Genomic DNA, 18,234 nt, shown 5'->3' with positions numbered 1-18,234 from the left:
TATATAATTTACAACCTAGAATTTCATTTTTTCTCTTCAAACGTAATGTTTTGAGTATTTGAGTCGTATTCTGACATTTCCAGGATGCCGCTTTTGCCTTGAAGCTCAGGTAAAATATATTGTAATTGTATCACTTTTTCATCTATGTTGTCATTAGTTCCTAGACTAACTTCTACATTTTCAAAATAAACATATAAATGGAAATCACTGTCAAAAAAGATTTTATCAGCATTCAGGTCATATTTATTCAATAATTGTGTTATGTCCAGAATTTCTGAAAATACATTATCATTTTCAACAGGCAGCTTTTCATGAAGCACAATATAATCAAAATTAAGTCCAAGCACCAGTGGAACATCACTTGACGGCTCGCCGGATGTCTCAACCACTATTCCGTCTCTGTCAAAATATATGTACCTGTCAAGATATTTCACATACCCTGCTATGGCTTTTTCATAAACATTAATTCTTACAGTATCAGGAGCCAGGATCTCCACATCCATCTTTTCGATAAAAGGAATCCCCGTTATCTCCTTATTCCTATACTTCAGTGACAGATATAGCGAGTTTTTATCGAGCTTATCCGTCATAACCATGTTCATTACTTCTTCATCCGTATAGTGAATGTTTCCATCTACATAAACATTTGTAATAGTGTAATTATTCGATATGTATAATAGCGCAGACATCACGCCAATCAACAATATCAAAACAAATGCGCCGATGAAAAACAGGCTCTTATGTAGAAAAAACAGCTCCCCAAAACCCTTTCGGGGAGCATGTTCTGTCTTTCTTTTTACTCTTCGACTTTTATTTGCCATCATACCAGCCCTTTACACTTCAATATGTCTGGCCACATTAAATACTATTCCCATCTCTGTCAGAAGGAAAAGAACGGCCGTGCCACCATAGCTGATAAAAGGAAGTGTTATTCCTGTATTTGGAATAGTATTGGTTACAACCGCAATATTAAGAATAACCTGAATTGATATATGTGCCATAACTCCTATAACCAGAAGTGCCCCGTACATATCAGGTGCATTCTGCGCAATTATCATCATTCTGTAAATGAGTATGACAAACATGATCATAACAGCAATAGCACCGACTATTCCAAGTTCTTCGCAAATGATTGAAAAAATCATATCATTTTGTGCCTCAGGAATAAAGCCAAGCTTCTGCATACTCTCTCCGAGACCTTTTCCAAATATTCCGCCTGAGCCTATTGCATAAAGAGACTGAAGAGTCTGATATCCCTTATCATTTACATAAGCTTCAGGATCGAGCCATGCAAGAATACGGCCAAATCGATAGTTCATCTCACTGTGGTATCCCGCTCTCACAACCAGAGCTACCACTCCTGCCGCTGCAGCTACTCCGGCCGCGGTTATGGCAATAAACTTTCTGTATCCCGGAGTGGATACAAAGAGCATCAGAAAAGCAATTCCAAAAATTATGATTGCAGAGCTAAGGTTACTTGTTACTTTCCAAACCAGAAGAGATACGGGAACCGGAACTCCAAGTACCACCCAGAATGCTTTTGGCTGCGTAATCCCTTTCCCCAGTTTACTTATAAAAGTCGCCAGCACAATTATCATTGCAAGCTTTGCAGCTTCTGCCGGCTGAACTGAGACCCCGAATATTTTGATCCAGCGTCTCGCCTTGTTAATTTCCATACCAAGAGGTGTTTTTACCAGCAAAATCAAAGTTATAGCCATCACATAGGCAAGCGATGAAAGCTTACTGTAAAAATGATAGGGAATCCTTGATACAAGCATCATAACTCCCACACCAAGGCATGTCGGCATAAGCTGATGCTTTAAATAATATGCCGAATCCTCATACTTAAGTCTTCCATCATATGAGCTGGTCGAATACAGCATTACAAGGCCAAATACAAGCAGAAACAGTACAACAAAGATCATACTGTAATCTACATACACCTCTTTTTTAACCTTGCGATTTATTTTCCTATTGTCAGTACTTCGCAAGTTGTACGCTCCAGCCATTTCATTCCGTCCACGTGCAGCAGTAGCAACGCTTCCCTGCCGCCTTGTTCCGGATCTGCCTGCTGTTCTCGCCATTCTTGCAGTTGCCATAAAATCCCCCCTTAATAACAGTTCGAAGTTCTCATAACCAGTTTCTCATTATTTAAGACTGTTTACATAATCTTTGAACTGCTGCCCTCTTACTTCATAACTTGGAAACATATCCCAGCTTGCGCAGGCAGGCGAAAGAAGAACCGCCTCACCCGAAACTGCATTATCACTGCAATATTTCAGTGCTTCTTCATAGGTTTCCATAAATACATAATCATTAAAACCATGCTTTTTAGCACAGTCAGCAATCTTCTGCTTTGTAACACCAATAAGGACAAGCTTTTTAACCTTACCATCAAAAGCTTCTATCCATTCGTCATATTCGCTTCCCTTATCATAACCGCCTCCGATCAGATAAGTAGGCTTGCTCATTGCCTTGATGCCCTGAATGGCAGCATCAGGGTTTGTGCCCTTTGAATCATTATAATAGTCAACACCGTTCTTTGTAGCTACAAATTCGATACGGTGCTCCACTGCCTTAAATGAACGAACCACGTTAAGGATAGTATCCATAGGAACACCCATGGCAAGCCCCATAGCTATGGCAGCCATTACATTTTCATAATTACAGGTTCCCACAAGATTCATCTCGTGTACATTCATTACCTTTTCGGATGTACCGGATTTAGCAAGGCATATATCCTCTCCGTCAAGGAAAAAGCCGTCTTCAAGTTTTTCCTTTGATGAGAAAAACACTACTGTTGCAGGGCATCTTGCTGCAAAATCCCTGGTATATTCATTATCATAGTTAAGGACACATATATCATCCTTAGTCTGATTATTTGTAATATTCTCCTTCATTGAAGCATAGCATTCCATTGTGTGGTGCCTGTTCAGATGATCCGGTGTTATATTCAGGATTGCGGACACCTTAGCATGAAAATTCTCAACAGCCTCAAGCTGGAAGCTGCTGATTTCTCCAATTGACACTGTATCATCAGTCATTTCCAATGCTCTCTCCGCATAGGAATAGCCTATATTTCCAACAACATAGGTCGATGAAAAATGCGCCTTCATTATTTCTCCAACAAGGGTTGTTGTGGTAGTCTTACCGTTGGTTCCTGTTATGGCAACCATCTGTCCCTTTGCAAAATTAAAGGCAAGCTCTATCTCACTCCATATTGGAAGTCCTGCTTCCTTAAGTCGCAGGATCAAAGGAGAATCAAGAGGCACTGCAGGGCTTGGCACCACAAGTACAAGCTCCTTTATCATTTCAGATGAAAGCTCCCCTATGATTATCATAGGTTCTTTTCCTTCATAGCCTTCAAGCTTTGCTTTTACGGCTTCTTCTGTCACCTTTGTATTTTCATCAAAAATCACCGGCTCTGCACCGACTTTTCCAAGCAGCCTGGCGCTACCTATTCCGGATATTCCGGTTCCTATAACAAGTACTTTTTTTCCTATTAAATTCTCTGCTTTCATATCTTTCCTTCTGTCTGATTTCTTAAATGGTAATGCTCTCTATGACCTCTTCCCGGCATTACATGGTTTTTCCAATCCATTTTTACATCATTTGCATATATTACAGCTTAATTGCCCTCAGTGGCGCCTTCTTCATCAGGTTCATAATCAGGAAGACCTTCTCCGCCTATAGAATGTCCATCTTCAGGATTTATCAGGTCACCGCTTTCGGGATCAATGTAGTATCCTGTAGCTTCATCAATTTCAAAGGACTTCCATACCGGCTCTGCATTTTCATCCTCAGGTATCTTTTCCCAAATACCATCGCCCTCTGCATCACCTTCAGCAGCCTGACCTTCAGAAGCGGCTCCAGTATCATCACCCTGATTTGCAGCTTTTCCTTCGCCTTCCTGCTCTTCGCTTTCTGCTGCTTCTCCTGAGCTTTCTGCATCAACAGGAATAGGGTTTCCATCCTCATCAAGAACCGGATCGCCGTTTTCATCAAGCACATATTCTACTCCTGTCTGTTTGGAAGCAGCCATCATGATTTCCTTTTCTCTGAGTTCATCAAGCTCTGCCTGCTCTTCTTCAGTAACAGGTTCTGTCATGGGTATATTGAGATAAGGAAGTGCCTCTGTTAATACCTTTCTGACAACTCTGGTGGCAAACTTGGCATCTGCCTGATCCATAGCGTTCGGTCTGTCTACAACAACATATATTGCAATCTGAGGATCATCTGCGGGAGCATATCCCATAAATGATACCACATATTGACGATTTCTACGCGGTACAGTTTCTGCAGTACCGGTTTTTCCACCTATCATATATCCTGCAGGTCTTGCAGTTTTACCTGTTCCTTCGTCACCTGCCACAACCAGATTACAATACTCAATAATCTTATCAGATGTTGACTCAGAAATTGTCTGTCTAAGCACTCTGGGTTCTATACTTTTAACCGTAGCACCTGATGAATTAAGGATTTTTCTTACAACATGGGGCTCATAGTACTTTCCGCCATTTACAAGGGAGCTGAAAGCAGTGATCATCTCTATCATATCAACGTTAAAGCCCTGACCAAAAGTACCTGTGGCAAGCTCAGATGATCCCATATCCTCCGCACTGTAAGTAAGGCCTGCCGTTCTTGCCTCACCTGCAAGATCTATATTTGTCTTAAGTCCAAATCCAAAGTTTTTCTGGAACTGGGCGAAAATATCAGGGCCTATTACCTGACCGATTTTCATCATGGCAACGTTACAGGATATTTCTATACCTCTTGCAACTGATACAGCACCATCTCCATATCTGTTATGGCAATATATTCTATGTCCGCCAAACTCAAGATATCCGCCACAGTCATAGACTTCATTTCCGGTAATCATTCCGGACTCAATTCCTGTTGCTACCGTAAAAGGTTTTGCAACAGAACCGGGCTCATACGTATCTGAAATACAAAAATTTCTCCATAATGCGTTAAAATTCCACATTTTTTCTTCATCAGACATTCCATCAAGCATCGCCTGATTTATGTAAACACCTGAATCATATACGCTCTCGCCGGCAATTTTAAGACCTCTCTCATCTACCCTTGGCATGCCTATCAGGTTCTCAGGATTCTTCGTATCATTTAAGTCAAACTTAGGATAACTGCCCATAGCAAGAACATCGCCGTTATTAACATCCATGATAACGCATCCAATGTTGTTAGCACCGTTGCCCTCACGATAGGCATCCTTGTATGTATCATTAAATTCCTGAAGATACTTCTCGACGATTGACTGAAGATTGCCGTCAATTGTAGTAACTATACTGTTGCCGTCTGTTGCTGGAATTGTAGTTCTCTCAAGATTTGAATCTTCATCAAGATAACCATAGATTCGTCCGTTGCTTCCGCTAAGAACATCATTGTAATACTCTTCAAGTCCAAAAAGACCATTGTTATCACTTGTGGTAAATCCCACAACATCACAGGCCATTGAGCCATTTGGATATTTTCTTACATAGTTTTCTTCAAACCATACACCCTGGACATTTTCATCCTGATTCTCGCCACCAATAGTTATAAGCCCCTGAAACTCACTGATCTGGTCATAAGTAAGCTGCTTGGCAAGTGTGTAGTACTGGGAATCGGGATGCTCTGAGATATAGTTTCTGATTTCTCCTTCATCAAATCCAAAGCATCTGACAAGGGCTGAAACCGTAGGTTCAAGGAATTTCTCATCTGATAATACGAGCTTGGCATCAAGTATTACATTATATACCTTCTCACTGTAAGCAAGAACCGTGCCGTTTGCATCAAGTATCTCCCCTCTTCTGTAGGGAATTGTTGTAGAATCGTATTTTTGCTGGGAGAGAACCTGCTTTTCATAAGCCTCTCCATTGTCTCTTGTTATCAGAATAAGCCTGATACTCAAACCAACAAAAGCTGTCAGTACCACTATAAATAGCACTGCCAGCTTCTTTTTCATTCCTATTGTAAATTTTTGTGCTTTACTTCTTTTTCTACTCATAGCTTTAATTTCCGTCCGGTATTGGAGCCAGCTGTCTAACATAATCATTTCCGCCACCGTCGGAATATGTGATAATCTGCCCCTCCGTTGCATAGGTCATTCCATACTCACCTATTGCAATACGTTTTATCTCCTCCAGATCAAGGTTACTGATTGCCTTGTTATAAGCTTCATCGTTATCCTGCTTCAATGTATTGAGCTGAGCCTCAAGTGTAGAAACAGATTTAACGCTGGCAGTGATATCTGCCTGTAAAGTTATATACCATGTCAGTATAATACCTGTAGTCAAAACTGCAAGTGATAAAAATGCCAAATATCCAAAACTCATTCTATGAGCCCTTCTTTTGGCCTGTGCTCTCTGCTGCAGATGGAGTGGCATATTTTCACGTCTCTGCCTTGCAGGATCATTTAATTTTCTCGCTGTATTTCCGTAAACATAATTCTTTTCCATAATATTCCCCCGTAAAAGGTCTTAAGGTAACACCTTAGGACAATTCACTATTTTCACACTTTGCTTCACACAAAATATGAGTAATCATTTAAAACCTGTTAACGTTTCTGATTTACGTTAAACTTTTTTCATTTCATTCAGATATTTTTTCAAATACTCTAAGCTTTGCGCTTGCGCTTCTTGAGTTTTCTTCAAGTTCTTTTTCAGACGGTAAAATAGGCTTTCTTGTAATAACCTTTCCCTTTGACTTCTTCCCACATACACAGATTGGAATTTCAGGAGGACAGGTGCAGGGATTCTCATTTTTCCTGAAATTATTCTTGACGATCCTATCCTCAAGGGAGTGGAACGTTATTACACATATCCTTCCTCCCGGTGCCAGAAAATCTATCATTCCGTCCAGAGAATTCTCAAGAACATCCAATTCTCTGTTGCAGGCAATTCTAAGCGCCTGATAGGTTCTTTTAGAAGGATGTCCTCCCTTTTCCCTCATTCTCGCAGGTATTGCAGCCTTGATTATTTCATTAAGTTCAAAAGTTGTCTCTATAGGCTTTTCTTTTCTTCTGGCCACGATATGCTTTGCAATATTCTTGGCGAATTTATCTTCTCCGTAATTTTTTATTATATGGAAGATATCCATCTCGGAAAATTCATTAACTATTATCCCGGCAGTAAGTTCCTGCCTTCTGTCCATTCTCATATCAAGTGGTGTATCAAACCTGTATGTAAATCCTCTCTCCTCATTGTCCAACTGAAAGGATGACACTCCAAGGTCAAGCAAAATACCGTTTGCGCTCTCCACTCCAAGCTCTTTTAGCCTGTTTACTGCATTTTCATAATTATCACGGATGATCACCGCTCTGTCCCCAAAAGGTTTAAGGCGCTCAGATGCAGCTTTTATAGCATCCTCATCCTGATCTATTCCGTACAATCTGCCCTTATCAGAAAGTTTTTCTGCTATATGACTTGAATGTCCGGCGCCACCCAATGTTCCATCAACATAAATCCCATCGGGGTCGATATTCAGATTTTCAATTACCTCGTTAAGGAGCACTGAGTAATGTTTAAATTCCATTGTTCCCTCTTTTTAAAATTATCAGATTTATGTTTCTTAAGTGGTTGTAGGTAGTAAATATATGTATTTTAAATTTAAATACTAAGTCCGTAGTTGCTCATTTTCTCTGCAATGCTGTCTATATCATCAAAGCTTGTTGCTTTCTCCCACTTCTCCTTGCTCCAGATTTCAACGCGGTTTCCAACACCTGCAACAACTGCTTCTTTATCAATAGCAGCATGGCTAAGCCAGTTTGATTTCAGTAGTATTCTTCCCTGTTTATCCAGCTCTACATCATCGGCTCCTGCCATAAAGAATCGTCCGAGCTGTCTGGCTTCCGGTATATCCATAGGTAAAGCTCTAAGCTTCTCTTCAAAGGCATCCCAACCCTCTTGATCGAACACAAAAAGACACCCGTCAAAGCCCTTCGTTACAACAAACTGGTCTCCCAGCAGATCACGAAACTTGGCCGGGATAATAAGTCGTCCTTTTGCATCAATTGAATGGCTGTATTCGCCCTTGTACGCCTTTCCCATAGATTTCTACCACTTGTCACCACTTTTTTACCATTTTGTGACACTTTCTACCACCTATATGTATAATAAACCATTTTTTTATTTTTCACAACCGTACAAAAAGGCTCAAAACCATTGATTTCACTATAAAAAGCCTCCCACATTCCGGTGGGAGGCTTTGATAACACAATATATAGTGCACTCATCCGACGCATTACAATATATTGTCGAAGTATTTGATTATTTGAATGATAAAATTTTAATTAAATTTATTTAAATTATTTTCATTACTTTTTAGAAATTCTTACGCAGGATTCTTGCTGGCTATTTCCGCTTTTGCCCACAAGAAATCATAGGACATTACTCGTTACTGTTCACACCTTACGGTGCTCACAGCAACTGGATTTGCCCATTCCAGTTGCCTTCGGCAAAGGGGCAAATCCTATATTCAAGACGTAGAACATTCTCACGCTCAGCGCAGCATGTGCGCAGAGCTGTCTGAACAGTAACCATTACTCCCTTACTGCTTTCATCATCTTCTTATTTTTATACATATTTTCATCTGCGCGCCTGAAAACAGAATTTACATTCTCATCAATATTTTTGTCATATATAGCATATCCTATTGCGGCGGATATTTTGTCCCATTCATTAAGGTCATCATCATTTTCAATCATTATCATCTTCTCTTTGAAGAGGTCCATAAGCATCTCTATATTTTCATAATCATTTCCCATCAAAATAATCGCAAATTCGTCTCCGCCTATTCTGAATACAGGTGAATGTGAAAATACATCACATACAATTGCGGAAAGCCTCTTTATCGCATTATCTCCTTTTTCATGTCCATAATTATCGTTGATTGTTTTAAGGAAATTCAGATCTATCATCGCTATTCCGAATCTGGCCTTGCCGCTTTCTACAAGCTCATTGAGTCCTGCTATTTCCTGCTCGTATGCATTCTTATTTCTGATTCCCGTAAGGATATCCTTATTTGCCAGCTCATTCATATAATTTGCCTGAATCTGCATATCCGCAGCTATTTCCTCAGCCGTTGCAATGCCCTTTACATAATCCTTCATATCCTCAGTCATGCTGCGGACAGCATTGGACAACGTTTCGACTTCATTGTGGGTATGGATATCCGGATCCACGAAATTAAGGGCGTTTATATCTCTTTGTCCGTGGCTGTTACTTGCAAATTTGACAACGCTGTTTTCAAGCTTGGTAATAGGCTCCGTAACATTTGTCTGGGCCCAAACCAGGAACCCCACCATAAAAAGAACGCCGATAACAAGGATTACAACAGAATTCTTAATAACATGAGAAATGATTACCTTATTTATTTCATTTATATCCACATCAACAGCAAGCACAGCATAAGGTTCTCCTGATGATGTGCGAAGCGCTGTGGCTCCCGTATAATCAATCCCCCACTCCGTTTTTTCTTCAAAAAACGTTATGCCTTCACTATTCATTATTTCAAAGAACTTCTCTACAGTCCTTACATCAAATTCATCATCCGATATCCATCCAAGCCATAATAAATCATCATCCCCACTATTTCTGTCTTTATAATTTTCAGCAGAAATAACACTCATGACATTTTTGGTAGGATCAGTATTTAGCGGTTTAACGGCATAAAGATAGTGAATGTCAAATTTCTCCATCTCTCTGTCCATTGCATCTCTAAGTTCATAAAACTTTTCACTCTCTTCACCAGTATCAACGCAATTTTTAAGGTCATCGTTATCAATAAAGCTTTCAGTATAATTCAGGATATTTGTTATATAAGCTTCATATCTGTTATATAAAGCTTCTTTGTAGCCTAAATAATTCATGATACCAAGAACTACACACAAAAGTACTATGAATAAAGAACACCCTATTGTAATACTTCTGCTTAATGGCTTTTTCTTGATTCCCATTTTTTATCCTCATCCTTCGACCTAAGGGGTATCGCTTGCGGCGGATTCCTTAGGTCAGTCCAATTTTTCATAATTGATTTGACACTACCATAAAAATTCCCAAATATAATAAGCAGTTCAGGCAGTTATAAAGCGTTAAAAATGAACATACAGCTAATCATATTCTCCCAATTACAATTATATTTTACCGAAAAAAAGCATATTTTTATATTATGTAAAAATGAAATATAAATAATAAAAGTGTTAAATTTAGCTAAGATTTCGTTCTTTTAAGATTAATAGCAAAACCCACACCGAGAATTCACACTCAGTGTGGGTAATTTTCATTATTTAATATCAAATTCCGGTGATTCATCCAAATGCTCGGATACGTATTTCCCGTCCTTTTTTCTCTGCTTTACACATTCAGTCAGCAGATATTCAATCTGCCCGTTCACTGAGCGAAAGTCATCTTCAGCCCAGGCAGCTATGGCATCATATAGCTTTGCACTCAGTCGAAGCGGAACCTGTTTTTTCTCAGCCATTAGTAAAGACTACCTGAGTTAACCACAGGCTGCGGATCGTGATTGCCGCAAAGCACAACAAGAAGATTGGATACCATGGCTGCCTTCCTCTCTTCATCAAGATCAACAAGTTCCTTTTCGTTAAGTCTCTCCAAAGCAAGTTCAACCATACCAACTGCGCCGTCAACAATAAGCTTACGGGCATCTACAACAGCTGCAGCCTGCTGTCTCTGAAGCATAGCTGCTGCAATTTCAGGGGCATATGCAAGATATGTAATTCTGGCATCTACTATCTCTATGCCTGCATCTGCGACCTTCTCCTGAATCTCATCCTTAATACGCTTGGCAACAAGTTCTGTGGAACCACGAAGACTTCCGTCATCAGCTTTTCCATCACCTGTAGTATCCACATTCTCAGTAATATCATAAGGATAAAGCTTTACTACATTTCTTACAGCAGTATCACTCTGAAGTGACAGATACTCCTTGTAGTTATCAACTGCAAAAACTGCTTTTGCTGTATCTGTAACCTTCCACATAACTGCTACAGCAATTTCAACAGGATTTCCAAGGAAATCATTTACCTTCTGCTTGGAATTACTAAGAGTCATAACCTTAAGGGAAATTTTCTTGGATGTGTTGCTTCCGGTAAACTGCATATCTGTGCCAGAAAGTGTTATCCCCGCAATTTTCTTATTATCTGCAATATCTCCACTCTGACCAAGCTTGGTATCAGCAGCAGGATTAAATGCTGTGCAGAAAGGATTGACATAATAAAAACCGTCTTCCTTTAATGTTCCGATATATTTTCCAAACAACGTAAGCACCAAAGCTTCTCCGGGCTTAAGCACCTTAAGTCCAAGGAAGGGAAACCAGCCAATTGCAACATATACACAACTTAATACAAACAGAAACAGATTAAATCCTGCCGATGTTGCTCCTGCGATAAGAACTGCTTCTCCATCAAGGCCTATTGCAGTGATCACAAGCAGTGCTATTGCAGCTGCATAAGCCAGCAAGATGATACACATCATTGCCATTCCATTTTTGTTACCTCTAATGATTTTTTCCTGTACATTTTCGCTCATAATACATGTCTCCTTCACTTTTCAACATTACTCTTCTTTATTAAAAACAATATAGCCACTATAATAAACGGAAGTCCTGCAATCAGTCCGTTTGGAACAGGACCAAGAAGTCTGAATGATCCTACATCCGGTTTACATATCGCAATTGGAATTGTGGCTGCTGCATTTATGGAACCATGTAAAATCGCCGGGAACCAAATGCATCCACTCTTTTCATAAACAACATCACAAAAGATTCCTAATGCTATAGTAAATATGCAGAACACAAGCATACCTGTAATCGGAAATCCTATGTAGTCTGAACCATACTCATATCCAATAAATCCGATCAGAGGCCAGTGCCATATACCCCAGATTATTCCACCTATTAAAAGGCCTTTGCCCCTTCCATATTTTTCCTTGAGCACCGGATATAAATAGCCTCGCCATCCGACTTCCTCGCCAATCGCAGCAAACATATTAAGAAGCGGAGCATAAATAATAGCACTTGCAGTAGAAATCAAAATGTACTGCGAATAGCTAAGGCCCTGAGCCTTCAAGGATTCAAGTGCTGCCGCTCCGTTTTCTCCCGCAGCAGCCATTAAAGATTCGCCGCCAAAATCAAGCTGATCACGGAAAATTGCAAAATAAACAGCTGCTCCTATAAGTGTCAGAATTGCAGGCCCAAACCAGGAAAACAGAAGCGCTAAAATGTTGCCTTTAAACTTTGGTTTCCAGCCCATGCCACGAAGCTTTTCTCCTGAAAGCAAAACTGCAAGAAAAGGAACCCACATCATGGTTATCATAAGGAGCTGCCCCGGAGCTACTCCTCCGTTCTGGTAAAGCATCCAAATCGCAACCTGCATAACCCAGGCTATAATAAATACCCATCTAAGGTATTTACTTAAATTTGTGTCTGTGTACTTAGTCTCGTTCATAACATACCTCTTTCTTTGGGTGTTAATTTTGTGAAAGCCCAGTAAGGTAGTATTAACATTGCGCCTGTAAGAGCCATCGCTTAATTAACATTATCTATTTGATATCATAATGATATCATATGTATTTCAAAAGTAAACTGCTAATTTGGCAAAATAAAAAATGATACTGCAAAGCATCGCAGGCTCGTAATCGCAAGCGATTCCTCGCTGAGGCGCTGCGCTGTTGTTTTTAATATAGTTTTCTGTGATACTGCAAAGCATCGCAGGCTCGTAATCGCAAGCGATTCCTCGCTGAGGCGCTGCGCGCCTCATACCAAAATAAAAAAGGACACCAATTAGCAAGCAAGCTTGCATTGGTGTCCTTTTTTATTTTGCTGCGATGCTTTGCAGTATCACACGTTGAATCTGAATAAAATAACATCTCCGTCCTGGACAACATATTCTTTGCCTTCCATGCGGACAAGTCCTTTTTCTCTTGCTGCGGCAAGTGAACCCTCGCGGAGAAGATCTTCGTAATTAATAACCTCAGCTTTGATGAATCCTCTCTCAAAGTCTGTATGAATCTTTCCTGCTGCCTGAGGTGCCTTTGTGCCAATTTTTATAGTCCAGGCTCTGGTCTCATCCTCACCTGATGTAAGAAAACTCATAAGTCCAAGAGTTCTGTAGCTGGCTGCAATGAGCTTATCAAGACCTGACTCTGTAAGGCCAAGGCTCTCAAGGAACTCTGCCTTCTCATCTGCCTCAAGCTCAGAAATCTCAGCTTCAATCTGAGCACTGATCACAAATACTTCACTTCCGGATTTTGAAGCAAGCTCGCGAACAGCTGCAACATATTTATTAGAAGCTCCATCGTCGGCGAGATCATCTTCTAAAACGTTAGCTGCATAAATAACAGGCTTCCAGGTAAGAAGGTCATAAGTATTCATAAGTGCCTTCTCATCATCGTCCTCAAGCTCAAGTTCTCTTGCCATCTTGCCATTTTCAAGAACTGCCTTAATCTTATTGAGAAGCTCAAGTTCCTTAGCTGCTGTCTTGTCCATTCTTGCAGCCTTGGTGGTCTTGGCAATTCTTCTCTCAAGGACTTCAAGATCAGCAAAAACAAGTTCAAGATTAATTGTCTCTATATCTCTGGCCGGATCAACTGATCCATCCACGTGAACAACATTGGGATCATCGAAACATCTGACTACATGCACAATTGCATCTGTCTCACGAATGTTGGCAAGGAACTGGTTTCCAAGGCCTTCACCTTTTGAAGCACCCTTAACGAGTCCGGCAATATCTACGAACTCAATTGTAGCAGGCGTTACCTTCTTGGAATGATACAAGTCCCCAAGAAGCTGAAGTCTCTTGTCCGGAACTGCAACGATTCCCACATTAGGATCAATTGTTGCGAAAGGATAATTTGCAGCAAGTGCTCCTGCATTTGTAAGTGAATTAAAAAGGGTACTTTTTCCGACGTTCGGAAGTCCCACGATTCCTAGTTTCATCTTTTATATATCTCCTTCTAAAAATGCTTTATTTAAGCCATTTGTTATCTCAGCCTGTTATACCGAGTACCACGCCGGGCACCATTTATCTATTATGACATAAAAATAGACCTGACACAGCGAATATATATTACCATGTCAGGACGGATTTGTAAAAACATGCAGTGACTTTTCCGGCACAGCGCTGCATTAATTAACGCGGAATTTTCCGCTATACTCCTCTTCAGGAGTAAATACGGCGGCAGGTTATGACTCCTGCTTTACAATCACCCTAAGGCTACGCCGCAATTTTTTATAAAATAGTTACCATTGAATCAATTGGATTCCTTTTTTTATCGCTAGATACACCTTTGAAATCGCTAGCGCGAAATCCCAAATCCAGGAAACAAATAGGATAGATGTTTTCTGGCAGGTCAAAAACCTTCTGTGTTTTAAGAACATCATTCACTCCAGCCCAACATGTATCCAATCCTATATCTGTTGCTGCCAGCATCATATGTGTTGCTGCAATAACACCATCTGTCAAATAGCTATTTCCACCCTGAAAATTACTTGCAGCATTTTTATCGGAACATACTAGAATTACCATCGGTGCTCCATAACGGCATGGATGAACACTGTCCATCCTCTGAAGAGCTTCTCCACTTTTTATTATATACACTCGTTGTGGTTGTTTATTAAAAGCTGTTGGTGCTAAGCGCCCCGCTTCTAGAATATATTTCACTTGATCTTCTGTTGGCTTTGTATCGCTGTACTTACGAACAGACTCTCTCTTCTGAATAACTTTATTAAATTCCATATCTATAATCTCCTTTGCTACATTGATTCTGTTATTTAAAAGATATGTCAGTTATTCAAAAAATCCAAAACTCCACAGTAACATAGCAAATTTCATGAATCTCGTTCCTCCGGCGAATTTACTAAGTATAAGTTAAATAACTCATCCTAAATTATACGGGATGAATTTTAAAAATGTCAGTGAAAAATTTCTTACTTTATGCACGAAGATGATGAATTCTTTGATGAGGTAGACTGATAATAATACTCTGCATACCTCCGCTTTGCATGGCCCGGTCTTGTCCGGCCTTTAATTCAAGGTTGCGCCGACAAGGCGCAATTTCCTCGTATTAAATTAAAAAAGACTGTGCCCTCTTTTTTAGAAGGCACAGTCTTTTGACACTCACATCTTTTTAATTATTTAGAAGACGATTAATCTCATCAACCATGTCATTGATTGCACTAGCCTGCTGTGCAACATGCTCAGTATTTGTAGCATTATTTCCAGCCATGGTACTGATAGCCACAAACTGCTCGTTCTCACTTCTGATACTCTCTGCGATATTCTGGTTAATCTCAACAGTTTTTTTGATGATTTCTGACTGGCGTTTATGTGCCTCATTCATCTCTTCAATTGCGTTAACCGAATCATTCAGCATTGTAGTCATTTCACTTATGTCGCCAAATACTGTCTTAAACTGTTCATTCTGTTCAGCAAGCTTATTGGCATTTATCTCAACCTGTCCTGTAATCTCTTCTACGTTCTTCTGAACTCTTTCAATTATTGCACCAACGTCCTTAAGTGAGCTCTGCGTGTTTTCTGCAAGCTTACCAACTTCAGTTGCTACAACAGCAAATCCCTTTCCAGCATCACCCGCTCTTGCGGCCTCAATTGAAGCATTAAGAGCAAGAAGGCTTGTTGATGACGAAATTCCCTGAATAAGTTCAAGCGTTGTTCCAATTTCTTCTACTGCCTTTAGAAGTCTGTCTGCAATATCTGTTGTAACTGCCATAGAATCAGAAACTTCAGAATTTATTCCCTGAAGATCATTTAATGATTTCTCATTTTCTTTTGACTTCTTAAGAAGGTTGTCAGATGTCTTCTCAACAGTCTCAACATTTTCTTCTACAATGCTTGCGCAATCATTAAGCTCTGACAAGTTTGCCATACTCTCATCTGCTTTATTACCAAGAATATTACTGTTTTTAACAAGCTCATCACTTGTTGCTGATAGCTCTTCTGCTGAAGCGCTCTCACTTGATGAGATATCCAAAAGAGTTGTTCCTGCAGTTACCATCTTGGAAGATATTGAACGAACAGCATCCATAACACCTGTAACACGCCTGTTGTTCTCTTCAAGCTCATCCTTTTTGGCAGTAATCAAAAAGTGTGAAACAAAGAATAAGAACATTACAAGGCCGGCCAACGAAAGCACAAGGCCTACAACACACATGATTACATCTGTAATAAAGAGTTCGTCTTTTACTGGCAAAAGAGCTGTGCCTCTGACAAACCATGCAATAAACATAGAAACAATACAAATACTGCCGGTAACGGACAGTAGCTTAATATCCATAAAGAATCCGATAAGTATCAGGAAGAAACATAAAAATCCCCAGAATGTTCTGGTCGGAACCATGTAAATAATGTAGTTCCACTGAAGGATAAGAACAACTGAGCAGAAACTCTTTCCTATTTGAAGTTTTCCATCTTTTAAATATCCATCTTCATCAAATGAAGACTTAAGAATCAGCATTCCTGTAATAAAGAAACACACATCCATGATACCGAAAATTATTACTGCGATCCAAGGGATAACCTGATAAAAGCCAATTGTCTTTTCTACTATGAACATTGCTGTAGCAAACATACAGGCCGATACCAGTGCAGTAATACCCCATTTAAAAACCGCAGACAGGTATACTTCAAAAGCAGATTTTTTATTCATTGATAATTACCTCCTGAGATAAATGGTTTATATTAATCATATTGTCACGTATAATCCAATCATGTTAGAAAAGTGATTGGATTCTTCCTTTCTCCCAGGTTCTCTGGGCTACTTCTAATCCTTTTCTGATATATTTATCTAGGCACTGTGGATCTGTTTCTATATTATTACAGCTTTGACTGGTACGAGGTGACTCAGACCACAGCTTTTCGTCTAATACTGGTAATTAGTTTGTTAACGCTTGACGTTTAGATTTACGTGATTACACAGTCGATCTCTCTGTGGTAGACAACAGTGCCAACTATAATAATCAGGAGGTTTTATCTAATGTCTATGTACTTTGCTGGAATTGATATTTCCAAGTACAAACATGATTGCTGCATTATAGCTGCAGCCGATCAATCTGTAGTTGCTAAATTCACTTTTAAAAACAATAAAGAAGGATTTGATCAACTACTCACAACTATTAACTCTTTATCCTCACCTGAGGACATAAGAATAGGGTTTGAATCAACATCTCATTATGCCCTGAATCTTGAGCTTTTCCTTGAAAACGCCTCGCTAACGTTCATGGAAGTAAATCCAGTCTTGATATCGGAATATAAAAAATCGACCACTCTAAGGCGTACAAAAACCGATTCTGTTGACTGTGAATCCATTGCTCGATGGTTAATGACTGTTGAGTACAAACCCCATTCAAAAGGATTTTATCACGCTTATTCCTTAAAGTCATTAACTCGTCTCCGTGACAGGCTTGTTCGTCAAAGATCCTTATATCTTGTTAAACTCACAAATGTTCTTGATCATACATTTCCGGAGTTCAAGCCATTCTTTAATGAACGTTTTTCTAAAACAGCTCTATATCTGTTAGAAAACTACGGCTCTGCTGAGAACATGTCTGCCATGAACGAAACTGACTATAATGAAATACGTCGCATATCTCATGGTAAGTTTTCTCCTCAACAGTTCCTTGAATTGAAACGTTTAGCTACTGATACTGTTGGCATCAATAATTCTATATTTGATGTCGAACTTGAAAGTTTACTGTCCCTTTACAAATCCTTGGCCAAAGAAATCAATACACTTGAGGGTGAGATTATCAGGCTCATAAACGAAGTCCATCCTCACTTCATGACCATTCCAGGAATTGGTCCTATTTCTGCTGCAGTAATCTACGCAGAATACGGAGATATTTCCAACTTTTCATCTCCAGCACAGATGCTTGCTTTTGCTGGAATTGAACCAAGTGTAAATGATTCAGGTACTGAATCTCATGGTGGAAAGATGGTAAGGCACGGATCATCTCCATTGCGATATGTCTTGCTAAACTGCTGTCTTCCTTTAATTCGCTTCGATATGACTTTTGCAACTTACTATGCCAAAAAGCGTCATGAAGGAAAACCTCATCGGGTAGCTATAACCCATGTTGCAAAGAAACTTATACGAGTTATCTTTGCTTTAGAAAAGCAAAACATAGACTTCAATTCTAAGAAACTTCGCTAACGTCAAAAGACAGGAAAGCCGTCCACCATCTGAAATACGATGTATTCAGATG

Annotated in this window: 15 protein-coding genes; 1 reads left to right on the top strand and 14 read right to left on the bottom strand. The window is 39.7% G+C overall.

The annotated features are described in order from the left end of the window. Positions 1-23: 23 nt before the first annotated feature. The 14 genes from G622_RS0115680 to G622_RS0115610 form a co-directional block, all read right to left on the bottom strand. Positions 24-824 (bottom strand): cell division protein FtsQ/DivIB, encoded by an 801-nt coding sequence (locus G622_RS0115680; protein ID WP_049945900.1) that lies wholly within the window; start codon positions 822-824, stop codon positions 24-26. 9 nt (positions 825-833) lie between these two features. Next, positions 834-2,099, bottom strand: coding sequence for an FtsW/RodA/SpoVE family cell cycle protein (locus G622_RS0115675; RefSeq protein ID WP_242833015.1), 1,266 nt, complete (start codon positions 2,097-2,099; stop codon positions 834-836). Positions 2,100-2,147: 48 nt separating this feature from the next. Continuing rightward, entirely contained in the window at positions 2,148-3,521 is a 1,374-nt protein-coding gene (gene murD, locus G622_RS0115670; RefSeq protein ID WP_026511488.1) for a UDP-N-acetylmuramoyl-L-alanine--D-glutamate ligase, read from the bottom strand. A 107-nt stretch (positions 3,522-3,628) separates the two neighbouring features. Next, a complete protein-coding gene (locus tag G622_RS0115665; protein WP_026511487.1) occupies positions 3,629-6,007 on the bottom strand; it encodes a peptidoglycan D,D-transpeptidase FtsI family protein in 2,379 nt (792 codons plus the stop codon). Between the two features lie 4 nt (positions 6,008-6,011). Beyond that, a complete protein-coding gene (locus G622_RS0115660; protein WP_026511486.1) occupies positions 6,012-6,458 on the bottom strand; it encodes a hypothetical protein in 447 nt (148 codons plus the stop codon). A gap of 133 nt (positions 6,459-6,591) precedes the next feature. Beyond that, the gene (gene rsmH / locus G622_RS0115655) at positions 6,592-7,533 is read right to left on the bottom strand and encodes a 16S rRNA (cytosine(1402)-N(4))-methyltransferase RsmH (RefSeq protein ID WP_026511485.1); all 942 of its coding nucleotides are present in this window, start codon (positions 7,531-7,533) and stop codon (positions 6,592-6,594) included. Between the two features lie 74 nt (positions 7,534-7,607). Next, the gene (gene mraZ, locus G622_RS0115650) at positions 7,608-8,048 is read right to left on the bottom strand and encodes a division/cell wall cluster transcriptional repressor MraZ (RefSeq protein ID WP_026511484.1); all 441 of its coding nucleotides are present in this window, start codon (positions 8,046-8,048) and stop codon (positions 7,608-7,610) included. A gap of 491 nt (positions 8,049-8,539) precedes the next feature. Then, positions 8,540-9,955 (bottom strand): GGDEF domain-containing protein, encoded by a 1,416-nt coding sequence (locus G622_RS24795; RefSeq protein ID WP_026511483.1) that lies wholly within the window; start codon positions 9,953-9,955, stop codon positions 8,540-8,542. A gap of 326 nt (positions 9,956-10,281) precedes the next feature. After that, positions 10,282-10,479, bottom strand: a complete 198-nt coding sequence (locus G622_RS0115640; RefSeq protein WP_026511482.1) for a PTS ascorbate transporter subunit IIC — start codon at positions 10,477-10,479, stop codon at positions 10,282-10,284. Then, positions 10,479-11,546 carry an SPFH domain-containing protein gene (locus G622_RS0115635; protein ID WP_044957869.1) on the bottom strand — a complete coding sequence of 356 codons (1,068 nt, stop codon included), beginning with the start codon at positions 11,544-11,546 and terminating at the stop codon, positions 10,479-10,481. Before G622_RS0115635 ends, G622_RS0115640 begins: the two co-directional genes overlap by 1 nt. 14 nt (positions 11,547-11,560) lie before the next feature. Beyond that, positions 11,561-12,463 (bottom strand): CPBP family intramembrane glutamic endopeptidase, encoded by a 903-nt coding sequence (locus G622_RS23190; RefSeq protein ID WP_044957867.1) that lies wholly within the window; start codon positions 12,461-12,463, stop codon positions 11,561-11,563. A gap of 392 nt (positions 12,464-12,855) precedes the next feature. Continuing rightward, positions 12,856-13,953, bottom strand: coding sequence for a redox-regulated ATPase YchF (gene ychF / locus G622_RS0115620; RefSeq protein ID WP_026511479.1), 1,098 nt, complete (start codon positions 13,951-13,953; stop codon positions 12,856-12,858). A gap of 292 nt (positions 13,954-14,245) precedes the next feature. Continuing rightward, complete coding sequence (locus tag G622_RS0115615; RefSeq protein WP_026511478.1) at positions 14,246-14,752, bottom strand: nitroreductase family protein; 507 nt, start codon at positions 14,750-14,752, stop codon at positions 14,246-14,248. Positions 14,753-15,143: 391 nt separating this feature from the next. Next, positions 15,144-16,679: a methyl-accepting chemotaxis protein gene (locus G622_RS0115610; protein ID WP_026511477.1), complete on the bottom strand. Its 1,536-nt coding sequence runs from the start codon at positions 16,677-16,679 to the stop codon at positions 15,144-15,146. Between the two features lie 327 nt (positions 16,680-17,006). On the opposite strand from G622_RS0115610, the gene G622_RS0115605 reads away from it, so the two are divergent. After that, on the top strand, positions 17,007-18,182 hold the full coding sequence (locus G622_RS0115605; RefSeq protein ID WP_026511476.1) for an IS110 family transposase: 1,176 nt from the start codon (positions 17,007-17,009) through the stop codon (positions 18,180-18,182). Positions 18,183-18,234 lie beyond the last annotated feature (52 nt).

The organism is Butyrivibrio sp. LC3010, assembly GCF_000424385.1.
Taxonomy (GTDB): domain Bacteria; phylum Bacillota; class Clostridia; order Lachnospirales; family Lachnospiraceae; genus Butyrivibrio.
This window is presented reverse-complemented; position numbering and strand designations above follow the sequence as displayed.

Bases quoted from the DNA above. Each gene is read 5' to 3' on its own strand.
- G622_RS0115680 (WP_049945900.1), bottom strand. From the start codon at position 824: ATGATGGCAAATAAAAGTCGAAGAGTAAAAAGAAAGACAGAACATGCT.
- G622_RS0115675 (WP_242833015.1), bottom strand. From the start codon at position 2,099: ATGGCAACTGCAAGAATGGCGAGAACAGCAGGCAGATCCGGAACAAGG.
- murD (WP_026511488.1), bottom strand. From the start codon at position 3,521: ATGAAAGCAGAGAATTTAATAGGAAAAAAAGTACTTGTTATAGGAACC.
- G622_RS0115665 (WP_026511487.1), bottom strand. From the start codon at position 6,007: ATGAGTAGAAAAAGAAGTAAAGCACAAAAATTTACAATAGGAATGAAA.
- G622_RS0115660 (WP_026511486.1), bottom strand. From the start codon at position 6,458: ATGGAAAAGAATTATGTTTACGGAAATACAGCGAGAAAATTAAATGAT.
- rsmH (WP_026511485.1), bottom strand. From the start codon at position 7,533: ATGGAATTTAAACATTACTCAGTGCTCCTTAACGAGGTAATTGAAAAT.
- mraZ (WP_026511484.1), bottom strand. From the start codon at position 8,048: ATGGGAAAGGCGTACAAGGGCGAATACAGCCATTCAATTGATGCAAAA.
- G622_RS24795 (WP_026511483.1), bottom strand. From the start codon at position 9,955: ATGGGAATCAAGAAAAAGCCATTAAGCAGAAGTATTACAATAGGGTGT.
- G622_RS0115640 (WP_026511482.1), bottom strand. From the start codon at position 10,479: ATGGCTGAGAAAAAACAGGTTCCGCTTCGACTGAGTGCAAAGCTATAT.
- G622_RS0115635 (WP_044957869.1), bottom strand. From the start codon at position 11,546: ATGAGCGAAAATGTACAGGAAAAAATCATTAGAGGTAACAAAAATGGA.
- G622_RS23190 (WP_044957867.1), bottom strand. From the start codon at position 12,463: ATGAACGAGACTAAGTACACAGACACAAATTTAAGTAAATACCTTAGA.
- ychF (WP_026511479.1), bottom strand. From the start codon at position 13,953: ATGAAACTAGGAATCGTGGGACTTCCGAACGTCGGAAAAAGTACCCTT.
- G622_RS0115615 (WP_026511478.1), bottom strand. From the start codon at position 14,752: ATGGAATTTAATAAAGTTATTCAGAAGAGAGAGTCTGTTCGTAAGTAC.
- G622_RS0115610 (WP_026511477.1), bottom strand. From the start codon at position 16,679: ATGAATAAAAAATCTGCTTTTGAAGTATACCTGTCTGCGGTTTTTAAA.
- G622_RS0115605 (WP_026511476.1), top strand. From the start codon at position 17,007: ATGTCTATGTACTTTGCTGGAATTGATATTTCCAAGTACAAACATGAT.